Below are 14,462 nucleotides of genomic sequence, written 5' to 3' on the forward strand. Positions count from 1 at the left end.
AATGGCAGGTTACGTAAATTTTTATGCTTAACATAGCGGGACGGCCTCAGCCTGGTTAGCATGAAGTCATATCAGGCGTGGGACAACAGAGAGGCGTAACGTGAGGAAAGTCATGGCGGACAAGTGGCAGTGGGGAATTGCAGGCGCCTTATTGGTTATCACCAGCACAGCACAGGCGGATTCGCTGGACGCACAGCGTAGCCGCTATCAGCAAATTAAGCAGGCATGGGACAGCAACCAGATGGATACGGTGGCGCAACTGATGCCGACGCTGCGTGACTATCCTCTCTATCCCTATCTCGAATATCGCCAGCTGGCGCAGGATCTCGATCAGGAGACGGGGCTGGCGGTAAATGCTTTTTTACAACGCTATCCCACGCTCCCGCCGGCGCGCTCGCTGCCGTCGCGCTTCGTCAACGTGCTGGCGTATCGTCAGGACTGGCGCGGCCTTCTGGTCTTCAGTCCTGAAATGCCGAAGCCCGTCTCCGCGCAGTGCAACTGGTATTACGCTAAATGGTCGACCGGGCAGCAGCAGGTTGCGCTGGACGGCGCCAAAACGCTCTGGTTGCGCGGCACTGCGCTGCCCACTGCCTGCGACAAGCTGATTAGCGTCTGGCAGGCGGCGGGGCAGCAAACACCCATCGCTACGCTGGCGCGCATTCGTCTGGCGATGAAAGAGGGCAATACCAGCCTGGTCAACGCGCTTGCAGCTCAGCTACCTGAAGATTATCAAACGATTGCCAGCGCGGTGAAGGATCTGCAAAACAATCCGGGCAGCGTGGAAAATTTTGCCCGTAGCGTGGGGCCAACCGACTTTACCCGTCAGGCTACCGTTATTGCCTTTACGCGCGTGGCGCGCGATGACGCGGAAAACGCGCGACTGATGATCCCTTCGCTGGTGCGGCTGCAAAAAATGGACGAGAGCGACGAGCAGGCGCTGAGCGAGGCGGTCGCCTGGCGGCTGATGGGTAACGATATCACCAGCGAACAGGCGCGCTGGCGCGACAACGTTGTGATGCGCAGCGAGTCCACCGCGCTGATTGAGCGCCGTATAAGAATGTCGCTGGGTAATCACGATCGTCGCGGGATGAATACCTGGCTCGCTCGCTTACCCATTGAAGACAAACAAAAAGATGAATGGCAGTACTGGCAGGCCGATCTGCTGATAGGCGAAGGGCGTCAGGAAGAAGCGGAAAAGATTTTGCGCACGCTGATGCAGGCGCGCGGCTTCTATCCCATGGTGGCTGCGCAACGGCTGAATGAACCCTACAAAATGCAGATAGATGAGGCGCCTTCGCCGGAAAGCAGCCTGACGCAGGGGCCGGAAATTGCCCGCGTGCGCGAACTGATGTACTGGGGCATGGATAACCTCGCGCGCAGCGAATGGAGTTCGCTGGTAAGCAGCAGAACGCGCGGCCAGCAGCAGCAACTGGCTCACTATGCGTATCAGCAGAACTGGTGGGATCTCAGCGTGCAGGCGACCATCACCGGTAAACTATGGAATCAGCTTCAGGAGCGCTTCCCGCTGGCGTATCAGGATCAGTTTAAGCGCTACTCGTCAGGCAAAGCGATTCCGATCAGCTACGCGATGGCGATTGCCCGCCAGGAGAGCGCATGGAATCCAAAAGCGCGTTCGCCGGTCGGCGCGTCGGGGCTGATGCAGGTGATGCCCGCGACGGCACAGCATACGGTCAACAAATACAGTCTGCCGGGCTACAGCAACAGCAGCCAGTTGCTCGATCCTGAAACCAACATTCAGATCGGTACGCAGTATCTGGAATCGGTTTATCAACAGTTCGGGCAAAACAGGATTTTCTCTTCAGCGGCCTACAACGCCGGCCCGTCGCGTGTTAAAACCTGGCTGGGCAACAGCGCCGGGCGGCTGGATGCGGTGGCCTTCATCGAAACCATTCCGTTTTCTGAAACGCGCGGCTACGTGAAAAACGTGCTGGCCTACGATGCTTACTACCGACATTTCATGGATAAACCGGACAGCATCCTCTCTGAGAACGAGTGGCAGCGACGCTACTGATTGCCAGTCGGTTATGGTATGCTTTTGTACTAGTTTATGAGTATGGAGCATCTATGACCGATTTTTCTGCGCTTGTCTCAGCAGAACCGCACAATGAAGAGTGGCAGCGTTTCGTCCGGCTGCTTCAGCAGGCGTTTGAAAGCGGGCTGCATTTGCCGCTGCTGCAACTGATGATGACGCCTGATGAGCGTGAAGCATTGGGCACGCGTCTGCGCATTGTCGAAGAGCTGATGCGTGGGGAGCTCAGCCAGCGCGAGTTGAAAAACGATCTGGGCGTGGGTATCGCGACCATTACGCGCGGCTCCAACAGCCTGAAAAGCGCGCCGCCAGCGCTGAAGTTGTGGCTGGAGGCACAGTTACTGAACGGGTCAGATAAGGTCTGATTCCGTTTTCATCTGGTAGATTTCATTGTGGAACGGGCAGAGGGCAAGGATCAGCGCCTGGTGATAGACGCTGGTGCGGCTCAACAGTCCGTTGGTAAACGCGCCAATGGCACCGCCTTTCTGTTTAATATTGTCCACGCCCGTCAGACGCGCCATCTCGTCGCCCAGTTCACGCCCCTGATGAATGCCTTTCATTACCACGGCAGGCAGCGTAAAGCTCGCGGAGCGGGATTCACCGCGCTGACGCTGGTTTTCAATCACCATCCAGGCAAATGCGCAGTCGTCTTCGATTCCCGCCTCAATCGCCACCCAGAAACTGGCTTCCGGCCTGACCTTTCTGGCGTTCATCACGCGCTGGCGTGCGCCAGTTCTCGTTTCTGTGTTTGAAACGGGCTGAGGGGCGACGCCGCTGTCGACCTCAACACCTTCTATATGGCAGGATCCCTCCCCAAACACATCGCTGAACGCTTGAGAAATTGCCTTAATTTTTGCCGGATTAGTGGTGGCAGCGACAACATGGTGCATAATTGTTTGAGTCCTTTACGTAAATTTGTCGCAGTATAACGGAAAATCGCATGTTACAGGTCTATCTTGTTCGCCACGGAGAAACGCTCTGGAATGCAGCACGACGCATTCAGGGCCAGTCAGACAGCGCGCTGACGGAAAAAGGAGAGAGGCAGGCGCACCAGGTTGGTGAGCGGGTCAAAAACCTCGGTATTACCCACGTTATCGCCAGCGATCTGGGACGCACACGGCGCACGGCAGAGATCATCGCCGATGCTTGTGGGTGCGAGGTGATCCTCGATCCCCGTTTGCGTGAACTGAATATGGGCGTGCTGGAGCAGCGCGAGCTGGATCTGCTGACCGCCGAAGAAGAAGGTTGGCGATCGGCGCTGGTGGACGGCACGCCGGACGGCCGCATTCCTGAAGGCGAATCCATGACGGAGATGGCGGAAAGAATGCATCAGGCGCTCAACGCCTGTCGCGAACTGCCGGAAGGAAGTCGCCCTTTGCTGGTCAGCCACGGCATGGCGCTTGGCGTGCTGGTCAGCACCATTCTGGGGCTGCCTGCGTACGCGGAACGTCGCCTGCGGCTGCGCAACTGCTCACTCTCGCGGGTGGATTATCAGCAGAGCGCGTGGCTTGCATCGGGCTGGGTGGTGGAAACAGCGGGCGACGTCTCGCATCTTGACGCGCCCGCGCTGGATGAAATACAGCGTTAGCGATGACGGGGCGATAACGCCCCCGCGCAGTCAGGCCTGTTGAGAGCGGATGGGGATCAGATATTCGCAGCGGATCTCCATCGGCGGTTCCGGACGTTTTTTTCCGCCGTGGGTATGAAAACGCTCAATGTCCTGGCCGTGTCGGCGGGTAAGCTGAAGCGTCGGCATACAGGTTCCGTAAATCAACAGGATAAAATCCTGTAAGTTGGTGCGCGGCCCTTCATAATTAAACTGCACATACTCGCCCGGCTCCAGCAGTACCGTCTGCGTGGCGGGCATGTTCTCTGACACGCGATCGGAAGGGACCGCCGTGGTGTAGAGAATTTCCTGTTCGTCATCTTTTTCCACGCTGGGGCGGGACTGATGCAGGCCGTACAGCTCCGGCGGCACCATATCGGTCTCGGTCAAAAACTGACGCCAGAAGTGAATGCGCATATCGTCACGATAGCTGGAGATCTGCTCCAGCGTACAGGTGTAACTTTGGGTCTGGCCAATCAGCACGGTTTCCGGCAGCGTCACGAAGGTGGCCTCCGGCATGGTGAAATCACCCAGGCGGATCGGCGGGCGCAGGCCATAAGAGTTCCAGTCCGATACGCGGCGATACCAGGCAGGCGTCTGGTTAAACTGCTTTTTAAACGCGCGCGTAAAGGTTTGCTGTGAATCGAAACGGTACTGAAGGGCAATATCCAGGATGGGGCGGCTGGTCAGACGTAGCGCAACGGCCGCTTTTGACAGCCGACGCGCGCGGATATAGGCGCCGATCGCATGACCGGTCACATCCTTAAACATTCTTTGCAGGTGCCATTTGGAATATCCTGCTCTGGCGGCGACATTATCCAACGACAGAGGCTGATCGAGGTGGCTTTCAAGCCAGACAAGCAAATCGCGAATGATACCGGCTTGATCCATAAAGGGCCCTCATCCTGTTTAAAATTAATGCGGGAAGACAATTTGTCGGGTAATGATGCTAACACAGCGTCATTATTATGTTGACGAATGTGATGTATGAGTTTGTTACGAGCGTCGGCATGCTATCACACGCGGCGACGGACCGAACAGATAACTTACAATGTCATCTATTTTTTTTGCAATGGTAACGGAATGACAATGAAAAAAATGCTAATAGTTACATCTGTAATATTTGCCTCACTCACGGCACGGGCAGAACAGGTGGGTTCGGTTGATACGGTTTTCAAAATTTTTGGCCCGGATCATAAGATTGTGGTCGAAGCGTTTGACGATCCGGACGTAAAAAACGTCACCTGCTACATCAGCCGGGCAAAAACCGGCGGCATTAAGGGCGGGCTGGGACTCGCGGAAGATACCTCGGATGCGGCAATTTCCTGCCAGCAGGTTGGGCCGGTGGAACTGAGTGACAAAATCGCCCAAGGAAAAGCGGAAGGCGAGGTGGTTTTTCGCCAGCGAACGTCGCTGATTTTTAAGAAACTTCAGGTGGTACGTTTTTTTGATAAGAAACGTAACGCGTTGATTTACCTGAGCTATTCTGACAGGGTTGTCGATGGATCGCCGAAGAATGCCCTCAGCGCCGTACCGATTATGCCGTGGGTAAAATAGCCAGCAAAAAGGCCGGATTGCCGGCCTTATGGGTTACTGATTAATCCTGCAAATCGCCACAGAAACGGTAGCCTTCGCCGTGAATGGTGGCGATGATTTCCGGCGTGTCGGGCGTGGATTCGAAATGCTTACGAATGCGGCGGATGGTTACGTCAACGGTGCGATCGTGTGGTTTCAGCTCGCGACCGGTCATTTTTTTCAGCAAATCGGCACGCGTCTGTATTTTGCCCGGATTTTCGCAGAAGTGCAGCATGGCGCGGAACTCGCTGCGCGGCAGCTTGTACTGCTCGCCCTGAGGGCTCACCAGTGAACGACTGTTGATATCCAGTTCCCAACCATTGAAGCGATAGCTCTCGACCAGTTTCCGCTCTTCGCTGTGTGGCGCAAGGTTCATGGTGCGCGACAGCAGGTTGCGAGCGCGGATAGTCAGCTCGCGCGGGTTAAATGGTTTGGTGATGTAGTCGTCAGCACCGATCTCAAGGCCCAGAATTTTATCCACTTCATTATCTCTGCCCGTCAGGAACATCAGCGCCACGTTAGCCTGTTCGCGCAGTTCACGCGCCAGAAGCAGACCATTTTTACCGGGCAGGTTAATGTCCATAATGACAAGATTAATGTCGTTATCGGTTAAAATCTGATGCATTTCAGCACCATCCGTAGCTTCATAAACCATGTAGCCTTCGGCCTCAAAAATACTTTTGAGAGTATTGCGAGTAACTAATTCGTCTTCAACGATAAGTATGTGCGGGGTCTGCATGTGTTTGCTACCTAAAATTGCCTACAAAATCAAAACCGGGATACAGCGATGCGCCGCCTCTGTCACTGAGTAAAGGCGATACGGCGCGAAACGACGGCTGTACGGAATAATGTTCCAGATACGCTAATCACTCTGCCGATAACGGAAACGATGCATATGTGTCCGATTCGGCTTATAAAGGGCGTATATCCTAACCACATTAACAGTCATATAACAGTGCAAAAGCCAGGCAATGGCGACTAAAACAACGCTATCTTGACTTATATCAAATCAATTGTAGCACATTAACATTTTTGTGAAAAACTCTTCCCTGATTGCCAGCTTAGCTCACAAATTTACTCTTTTGAGTAAGCGCTGTTTTAAAAATCCCTTTTTCTGTCGGGTTGATTTTAACAATTGTTAACTTATTGAAACGTAAATGATTAAGCAAGATAACTCATTTTTATTCGTCAATTCAATGAGAAGTGCTCATAACTTTTGTTTATTACAGCAAAAAGCATGATTTCAATGTTAATTAAATGTTAATTTACGCATTCTTTTTTTTAACGTCAAGTCATGCCACAGTAGACGCTGTATTCATTAACCTGAAAGGTTGCTATGCGTTTTCCTCTCATTCTTGTTTCGCCCGCGCGCCCGGAAAATATTGGCGCAGCCGCACGCGCGATGAAAACAATGGGTTTTGATGAACTGCGTATCGTCAACAGTCAGGCGCATCGGGAACCCGCAGCTCGTTGGGTGGCCCATGGCGCCGGCGAGATCCTTGACAATGCCACCCACTGGGATTCGCTGGCGGCGGCGCTGGCGGATATCGACTTCAGCGTGGCAACCACGGCGCGCAACCGCGCAAAATATCACTATTACGCCACGCCTCAGCAGCTTGAGACGCTACTGGAAGAAAAAAGGCAGTGGGTAAGCAGCGTGGCGCTGGTATTTGGCCGCGAAGACAGCGGCCTGACCAATGAAGAACTGGCGCTGGTGGATATTCTGACCGGCGTGCCGATGGCGGCCGACTATCCGTCGCTGAACCTTGGGCAGGCCGTCATGGTGTACTGCTACCAGCTCTCTGCGCTGCGCCAGGTCAGCGCGGTCACTGAAGCCGTCGCCGACGGCCAGCAGCTTTCCGCACTGCGGGAACGCTGCGAACGGCTGCTGGTACATCTTGAGGTGAGCGAGGATCGCAAGCTGGCGGAGTGGCTCAATCAGCGCATCGGCCTGTTGGCGCAGCGAGACAGCGCCATGTTGCACCGTTTGCTGCACGATATCGAAAAAAAATTAGCAGATAAAAACGCTGATTAACGTTATTCGTATAGCGTGACTTGCTGTATTTTTTTGTCATGCCGAAGATTCATTCGGAGGGCGCGATGCAAAAAGCCTTTACGCGTTACCCGGACAGCCCGCCTGCACAGGAAATAAATTGACATGGCGGGACGATTGCTTTACTTCTGAGTGCAGACAAATCAATAGCGATGACCAACTTTACATGCGTAATCTCAGCCTGATGACCACCATCATTATTACCACCACCATTACCACAGGTAACGGTGCGGGCTGACGCATCCAGGAAATAAAAAAAAGCCCGCACCTGAACAGTGCGGGCTTTTTTTTCGGCAAAAATTCAGGAGAAAGTAAGAATGAGAGTGCTGAAATTCGGTGGAACCTCAGTGGCGAATGCAGAAAGATTTCTGCGCGTCGCCGATATTCTGGAGAGCAATGCGAAGCAGGGACAGGTTGCTACCGTGTTATCCGCACCTGCAAAAATCACCAACCATCTGGTGGCGATGATTGAAAAAACCATCAGCGGACAGGATGCGTTGCCGAATATCAGCGATGCAGAAGCGATTTTTACCGCGCTGCTCGACGGCCTGGCGGCAGCGCAACCCGGTTTCGACTACCCACGCCTGAAAACGCTGGTGAGCCAGGAGTTCGCCCAGCTCAGGCAGGTTCTCCACGGTATCAGCCTGCTGGGGCAGTGTCCTGACAGCGTCAATGCCGCCATTATCTGCCGTGGCGAAAAACTCTCCATCGCCATTATGGACGCGCTGCTCCAGGCGCGTGGGTATGCGGTCAGCGTGATCGATCCTGTCGAAAAGCTGCTGGCCGTTGGTCACTATCTGGAATCAACCGTTGATATCGCCGAATCGACCCGCCGCATCGCCGCCAGTCAGATCCCTGCCGAAAATATGATCCTGATGGCTGGCTTCACCGCAGGAAACGAAAAGGGCGAACTGGTGGTGCTCGGACGCAATGGTTCCGACTACTCTGCCGCCGTGCTGGCCGCCTGCCTGCGCGCCGACTGCTGTGAAATCTGGACCGATGTGGACGGCGTCTACACCTGCGATCCGCGCCAGGTGCCTGACGCGCGGCTGCTGAATTCGATGTCGTATCAGGAAGCGATGGAGCTCTCCTACTTCGGCGCCAAAGTGCTGCATCCACGTACGATTACGCCTATCGCCCAGTTCCAGATCCCGTGCCTGATAAAAAATACCGCCAATCCGCAGGCGCCGGGCACGCTGATCGGCGGCGACAGCGTCGATCCGGTTGAAAACCCGGTTAAGGGCATCACCAACCTGAATAACATGGCGATGTTCAACGTTTCCGGCCCCGGCATGAAGGGCATGATCGGTATGGCGGCCAGGGTGTTTGCCGCCATGTCGCGCAGCGGCATTTCTGTGGTGCTGATCACGCAATCCTCTTCCGAATACAGCATCAGCTTCTGCGTACCGCAGAGCGATCTGGCGCGGGCGCGGTCGGTACTTGAAGACGAATTTTACCTTGAGCTGAAAGACGGGCTGCTTGAGCCGCTGGACGTCATTGAACGCCTGGCGGTGATTTCCGTCGTCGGCGACGGCATGCGCACGCTGCGCGGCATTTCGGCGAAATTTTTCTCAGCGCTGGCGCGTGCCAATATCAATATTGTGGCTATCGCGCAGGGCTCGTCCGAACGATCGATCTCCGTGGTGGTGGACAATGACGATGCGACAACCGGCGTTCGCGTGGTGCACCAGATGCTCTTCGCCACCGATCAGGTGATTGAAGTTTTTGTGATCGGCGTGGGCGGCGTGGGCGGCGCGCTGTTGAATCAGCTCTATCGCCAGCAGGCATGGCTGAAAAACAAGCATATCGATCTGCGCGTCTGCGGCATCGCCAATTCCAAAGCGCTGTTGACTAACGTCCACGGTATCCCGCTGAATAACTGGCAGGAGGCGCTGCAACAGGCGAAGGAGCCGTTTAACCCTGGCCGCCTGATCCGCCTGGTGAAGGAGTATCACCTGTTGAATCCGGTGATTGTCGACTGTACGTCAAGCCAGGCGGTGGCCGATCAGTATGCCGATTTCCTTGCCGAGGGTTTCCATGTGGTGACGCCGAACAAAAAGGCCAACACCGCCTCGTGGGATTATTATCAGCAGATGCGCGCGGCGGCGGCAAAATCGCGCCGCAAGTTCCTCTATGACACCAACGTGGGCGCGGGCCTGCCGGTAATTGAGAACCTGCAAAACCTGCTCAACGCCGGTGATGAACTGATCCGCTTCTCCGGTATTCTTTCCGGCTCGCTGTCGTTTATTTTCGGCAAGCTGGACGAGGGCGTTTCGCTGTCTGAGGCGACGAAAATGGCGCGCGAGATGGGCTTCACCGAGCCGGACCCACGAGACGATCTCTCCGGCATGGACGTGGCGCGCAAGCTGTTGATCCTCGCGCGTGAGGCGGGTTATCAACTTGAATTGAGCGACATCGACATCGAAGCGGCATTACCCGCGTCTTTTACGGCCATTCCTGATGTGGAAACCTTTATGGCGCGCCTGCCGGATCTGGACGACGCGTTCGGCGCGCGGGTGGCGGCCGCCCGCGAAGAGGGCAAAGTATTGCGCTTCGTTGGCGCGATTGAAGAGGGCGGACGCTGCCGGGTGAAAATCGCGGCGGTAGACGGCAACGATCCGTTGTATAAAGTAAAAAATGGCGAGAATGCGCTGGCCTTCTACAGCCGCTACTATCAGCCGATTCCGCTGGTGCTGCGCGGCTACGGCGCGGGCAACGATGTGACGGCGGCGGGCGTATTCGCCGATCTGCTGCGTACGCTTTCATGGAAGCTGGGAGTCTGAACATGGTTAAAATTTATGCGCCGGCATCTATCGGCAACGTCAGCGTGGGCTTTGACGTGCTGGGCGCGGCGGTATCGCCGATTGACGGCACGCTGCTTGGCGACTGCGTCAGCGTGGAATCCGCCAGCAGGTTCAGCCTGCGCAACGAGGGCCGCTTTGTGAGTAAACTGCCCACCGTGCCAGAGGAAAACATCGTCTGGCAGTGCTGGGATCGCTTCTGTGAGGAGATCGGTGAGCGTGTCAACGTTGCGATGACGCTGGAAAAGAACATGCCGATCGGATCGGGCCTCGGCTCCAGCGCCTGCTCGGTGGTGGCCGGGCTGATGGCGATGAACGAACACTGCGGCAGGCCGCTTGACGACACGCGGCTGCTGGCGCTGATGGGCGAGCTGGAGGGACGTATATCCGGCAGCGTTCATTATGATAACGTCGCGCCCTGTTTTCTGGGCGGCATGCAGTTGATGCTGGAAGAGAACGGTATTATCAGCCAGCCTGTGCCATGCTTTGATGAGTGGCTGTGGGTGATGGCCTATCCGGGTATTAAAGTGTCCACCGCCGAGGCGCGGGCCATTCTCCCGGCGCAGTACCGTAAACAAGACATTATTAAGCACGGTCGCTACCTGGGCGGGTTTATTCATGCCTGCCACACGCAGCAACCGGCACTGGCGGCCGCGCTGATGCGCGATGTCATTGCTGAACCTTATCGCACGAAACTGCTGCCGGGATTCGCACAGGCGCGCGAGGCGCTTGCCGATATCGGCGCGCTGGCCTGCGGCATTTCCGGCTCCGGCCCAACGCTGTTTGCCGTCTGCAACCGGGCGGATACCGCTCAGCGCACCGCAGACTGGCTCCGGCAGCACTATCTGCAAAATGATGAAGGCTTCGTCCATATTTGCCGCTTAGACACGGCGGGCGCACGTAACCAGGATAACGCATGAAACTCTATAACTTAAAGGATCACAACGAGCAGGTAGGCTTTGCACAGGCGGTAAAGCAGGGACTGGGCAAACAGCAGGGGCTGTTTTTCCCGCTGGAACTGCCGGAATTTGAATCGACCGACATCGACGAGATGCTGGAGATGGATTTTGTCACCCGCAGCAGCAAAATTCTTTCGGCGTTTATCAGCGACGAAATCGCGCCGCATCAGCTCCATGAGCGCCTGAAAACCGCCTTCACCTTTCCTGCGCCGGTGGTTAACGTCACCGACGATATTGCCGCGCTGGAGCTGTTTCACGGGCCAACGCTGGCCTTTAAAGACTTCGGCGGGCGCTTTATGGCGCAGATGCTGGCCTGGGCCAGCGGCGCCGACGAGAAAATCACCATTCTGACCGCCACTTCCGGCGATACCGGCGCAGCGGTTGCGCATGCGTTTTACGGCATGGATAACGTGCGCGTGGTCATTCTCTATCCGCAGGGTAAAATCAGCCCGCTTCAGGAGAAGCTGTTCTGTACGCTCGGCGGCAATATTCAAACCATCGCCATCGACGGTGATTTTGACGTGTGCCAGTCGCTGGTTAAACAAGCGTTTGATGATGAGGTGCTGAAAAAAGCCATCGGCCTGAACTCTGCCAACTCAATCAATATCAGCCGCCTGTTGGCGCAGATTTGCTACTACTTCGAAGCGGTGGCGCAGTTGCCGCAGGAGAAACGCAACCAGCTGGTGATCTCTGTGCCGAGCGGCAACTTTGGCGACCTGACCGCAGGCCTGCTGGCGAAATCCCTTGGCCTGCCGGTGAAGCGTTTTATCGCCGCCACCAATGCCAACGATACCGTGCCGCGTTTCCTGACCGGCGGCGAATGGCAGCCCAACGTGACGGTCGCCACGCTGTCGAACGCGATGGACGTCAGCCAGCCTAATAACTGGCCGCGCGTTGAGGAGATTTTCCGTCGCAAGACCTGGCGCTTAACCGAGTTGGGCTTTGGCGCGGTTGATGATGACACCACCAAATCCAGCATGCGCGAGCTGGCGGATCTGGGCTATTTCTCCGAGCCGCACGCCGCCATTGCGTATCGCCTGCTGCGCGATCAGCTTCAGGACGGAGAGTTTGGTCTGTTCCTTGGCACCGCGCATCCGGCGAAATTCAAAGAGAGCGTTGAGGCGATCCTGGAACGCACGCTGCCGCTGCCGGACGCGCTGGCCGAACGTGCTGAACTGCCGTTGTTATCGCATAAAATGGCGGCGGACTTTGCCCCGTTACGCGAGTTCCTGCTGCACAAATAAACGCCCCGTCGTGCGTTCAGGTCGCCGGGCCTGAACGCGCTGTGACGGAAGCCGGTGCCGGCTCTTCCCTGTCCCTTATCTGAGTAATACGGTCATTGTCGGCGCTCTCAGGTGCCGGTTCTTCGCTGTCCGTCACATCGGTGATGCGATCCTCATCAGCAATTTCCGGATGAGGCGGATGGTTTTCCGCCTGCGCCACGGCGGCACGCACCTTACTGTGTGCCTGGTAAATCTGATTAACCATTTTGTAGGTTAAACCAAAGGCGGCGGCGGTACCCGCGTTGTTGAACAGGCTTGAAAAAGCAGGCGAAACCTTGCCTTTCGTTATGGCGTTCAGAACCTGTTGAGCTGCAAGCGTGCTGCCGCTGGCGAAATTATTCCAACTAAGGCGCGCCACCGAGTGATCCAACAGGCGCGCATAATCCTTCATCGGCAGCGACAGGGATAATTTCTGCCCATCGCCAACCTGTTTGCTGTCGTAGTGTTTACCGAGAAATGCATCGCCGGTTTCGATGACGGTATTGCAGGCAGCTCGAATACCCGAAACCAACGCGCCCATTTGGTGCAGTTCCTGGCCACTGAGTCGCTGACCGGAAGCGTCCCGAATTTCCGGGCCGGAAACGCTGTAACCCTCAGGAAGCGCCCGCTGGATTAACGCATCCTGGAGCATGCCCATTGCCAGCGTTGAGCAGGTGTACCAGGCGCCATTGGTACTCATATTGTCATCGTTGACGCCGAAACTGGGCTTACCGTCGCGGGAGGCCACCGCGCTTCCTGTGGCATTCAGCGTTTCCCGCGCGGCGGCATAGCCCACATTGCGTATCTGCGAACTGAGGACGCGCGTAGTGAGCGCCGGATTTCCCGTTACCGCGCCGGCGACCGACAGGCCAATATTCATGAGTTCGGCCATCACCTGCTGTCCGCTGACGCGCTTCGAGTCGTTCTGATGCTGCGTCTGCATGGCCGTCCACAGCGCAGGTTTATCCTGCTTAATCACCGCCGCCTGGCTGGGACTCAGGCCGAAATGGCCGCGAACGGCAACCTCATTGTTCTGTGGGTCACGCGCCAGACGCGGTTCGCGAATGTAGTGATGCGCGGCAATATTCGCCAGCGACAGCGCAACCTGCAAGCCGACCGCCGCCGCCGGGCTTTTTTCAACCATATGAGGCAGCATCAGGTTATAGGTTTCAATAAAGGCTTCTTCGCGCATCATTGTCGGTAAGCCGCAGGTGACCATCTGTTGCAGCGTATGTCCGCACAGTGCGCCCCATGCCTTATTTTGTAGCGGCGCTGCGGTAAATTTCGCCAGAGAAACGGCAGTGGCCTGGCCCTCTTTCCAGCCTTCCTTGCCCACGCATTTCGCACCTTTCCAGGCGAGATCTCCGGTGGTTTTCATCCCGCTCCAGGTATATTTCCCGCCCGTTTTCATTCCGCTCCAGGTGTATTCGCCGCCTTTTTTCATGCCACCCAGCACGCGTTCGCCGCCGTTTTTCGCATGTTTGAAGCCGCTGCCAGCCATTGACGCTGTATTGCCAGACAGAGTGGAGAAAAATTGCGAAACGGCGCTGGCGACCCGTGCTGAACGAGGCGGCGGCGTCGCGGCCGGCGCTCCGCTCTCAAGGTCGGCATGTTGCCCGGTTGCGGTCATAGCAAAACTGCCGGTTGAATGCTGTACAGGATTGCTCATTGTTACCTCCCTGCTGAGTTGGCGATTTGTTTACGACGATCGAGGGCGATGCTCAGGGTCATAAAGTCTGCCAGCCAGGCGGCAAGCGCGTCGCCGTCAAGTCCGGAAGAATCCCAGCGACACACCAGGCACAGCGTGTCGCCCGAGAGGGCCAGCGAGCAGTGCGTGAGAACCTGAAGTTCACTGTTCGCTAGCAAAAGCGGCTTCGCCTCAACGTCCTGAGACAGTTGGAGAGCCAGCGGTGCAAGGAGGTGCAGGTGGCGTCCGTCGCCGTCAGCCAGCACGGAAATAGTTTTTTCCGACAGACGTAACTGGCAGGAACAGCCATCCTGAACATATTGAGAGGGCGATAAACGCAACTGCGTTACGGCCCGTTGCAGCAAAGAATAATGCCATTGCGAAGACACGGCCCGTTTTGCCAGGGCATCAATTCTGGCAGCATGTTGCTGCTGCCAGTCGGCGATCCACGGCGCCAGCGGCGCAGGAT

At 56.3% G+C, this 14,462-nt stretch carries 14 protein-coding genes and 1 other annotated feature; of the genes, 9 read left to right on the top strand and 5 right to left on the bottom strand.

The annotated features are described in order from the left end of the window. Window positions 1-112 precede the first annotated feature (112 nt). Window positions 113-2,032, top strand: coding sequence for a murein transglycosylase (gene sltY, locus GS12_RS16850; RefSeq protein WP_034949041.1), 1,920 nt, complete (start codon window positions 113-115; stop codon window positions 2,030-2,032). A gap of 53 nt (window positions 2,033-2,085) precedes the next feature. Further along, window positions 2,086-2,415 carry a trp operon repressor gene (gene trpR, locus GS12_RS16855; RefSeq protein ID WP_034912140.1) on the top strand — a complete coding sequence of 110 codons (330 nt, stop codon included), beginning with the start codon at window positions 2,086-2,088 and terminating at the stop codon, window positions 2,413-2,415. Here trpR and yjjX read toward each other — a convergent pair. Further along, the gene (yjjX, locus tag GS12_RS16860; RefSeq protein WP_034949042.1) at window positions 2,401-2,940 is read right to left on the bottom strand and encodes an inosine/xanthosine triphosphatase; all 540 of its coding nucleotides are present in this window, start codon (window positions 2,938-2,940) and stop codon (window positions 2,401-2,403) included. The genes trpR and yjjX overlap by 15 nt on opposite strands. 50 nt (window positions 2,941-2,990) lie before the next feature. Between yjjX and gpmB the strand changes: the two genes are divergently transcribed. Next, complete coding sequence (gene gpmB / locus GS12_RS16865; protein ID WP_034949044.1) at window positions 2,991-3,638, top strand: 2,3-diphosphoglycerate-dependent phosphoglycerate mutase GpmB; 648 nt, start codon at window positions 2,991-2,993, stop codon at window positions 3,636-3,638. Between the two features lie 30 nt (window positions 3,639-3,668). On the opposite strand, the gene robA is transcribed toward gpmB, so the two are convergent. Next, window positions 3,669-4,547 carry an MDR efflux pump AcrAB transcriptional activator RobA gene (gene robA, locus GS12_RS16870; RefSeq protein ID WP_034912143.1) on the bottom strand — a complete coding sequence of 293 codons (879 nt, stop codon included), beginning with the start codon at window positions 4,545-4,547 and terminating at the stop codon, window positions 3,669-3,671. Window positions 4,548-4,739: 192 nt separating this feature from the next. On the opposite strand from robA, the gene creA reads away from it, so the two are divergent. Then, the gene (gene creA / locus GS12_RS16875) at window positions 4,740-5,213 is read left to right on the top strand and encodes a protein CreA (RefSeq protein WP_034912146.1); all 474 of its coding nucleotides are present in this window, start codon (window positions 4,740-4,742) and stop codon (window positions 5,211-5,213) included. A gap of 40 nt (window positions 5,214-5,253) precedes the next feature. On the opposite strand, the gene arcA is transcribed toward creA, so the two are convergent. Beyond that, window positions 5,254-5,970 (bottom strand): two-component system response regulator ArcA, encoded by a 717-nt coding sequence (gene arcA, locus GS12_RS16880; RefSeq protein ID WP_034912148.1) that lies wholly within the window; start codon window positions 5,968-5,970, stop codon window positions 5,254-5,256. A 597-nt stretch (window positions 5,971-6,567) separates the two neighbouring features. On the opposite strand from arcA, the gene GS12_RS16885 reads away from it, so the two are divergent. The 5 genes from GS12_RS16885 to thrC all read left to right on the top strand — a co-directional run bounded on the left by GS12_RS16885 (window position 6,568) and on the right by thrC (window position 12,288). Then, window positions 6,568-7,266, top strand: coding sequence for a tRNA/rRNA methyltransferase (locus tag GS12_RS16885; protein WP_034949047.1), 699 nt, complete (start codon window positions 6,568-6,570; stop codon window positions 7,264-7,266). Window positions 7,267-7,384: 118 nt separating this feature from the next. After that, complete coding sequence (gene thrL / locus GS12_RS23500) at window positions 7,385-7,522, top strand: thr operon leader peptide (protein ID WP_072016913.1); 138 nt, start codon at window positions 7,385-7,387, stop codon at window positions 7,520-7,522. After that, window positions 7,458-7,576 (top strand) — a sequence feature (Thr leader region). Its footprint overlaps the gene before it by 65 nt. A gap of 25 nt (window positions 7,577-7,601) precedes the next feature. Then, the gene (thrA, locus tag GS12_RS16890) at window positions 7,602-10,067 is read left to right on the top strand and encodes a bifunctional aspartate kinase/homoserine dehydrogenase I (protein ID WP_034949048.1); all 2,466 of its coding nucleotides are present in this window, start codon (window positions 7,602-7,604) and stop codon (window positions 10,065-10,067) included. A gap of 2 nt (window positions 10,068-10,069) precedes the next feature. Then, window positions 10,070-11,005 carry a homoserine kinase gene (gene thrB, locus GS12_RS16895; protein ID WP_034912153.1) on the top strand — a complete coding sequence of 312 codons (936 nt, stop codon included), beginning with the start codon at window positions 10,070-10,072 and terminating at the stop codon, window positions 11,003-11,005. Then, window positions 11,002-12,288: a threonine synthase gene (thrC, locus tag GS12_RS16900; protein ID WP_034949050.1), complete on the top strand. Its 1,287-nt coding sequence runs from the start codon at window positions 11,002-11,004 to the stop codon at window positions 12,286-12,288. Before thrB ends, thrC begins: the two co-directional genes overlap by 4 nt. Before the next feature lie 16 nt (window positions 12,289-12,304). Here the strand turns inward: thrC and GS12_RS16905 are convergent, their stop codons facing one another. Together GS12_RS16905 and GS12_RS16910 are read right to left on the bottom strand one after the other, a co-directional pair. After that, a complete protein-coding gene (locus GS12_RS16905; RefSeq protein WP_052118505.1) occupies window positions 12,305-13,975 on the bottom strand; it encodes a hypothetical protein in 1,671 nt (556 codons plus the stop codon). A gap of 2 nt (window positions 13,976-13,977) precedes the next feature. Then, window positions 13,978-14,462: CesT family type III secretion system chaperone (locus GS12_RS16910; RefSeq protein ID WP_034949052.1), on the bottom strand; the 485-nt coding region annotated here is incomplete at its 5' end.

Source organism: Erwinia oleae, from assembly GCF_000770305.1.
Lineage (GTDB): Bacteria > Pseudomonadota > Gammaproteobacteria > Enterobacterales > Enterobacteriaceae > Erwinia > Erwinia oleae.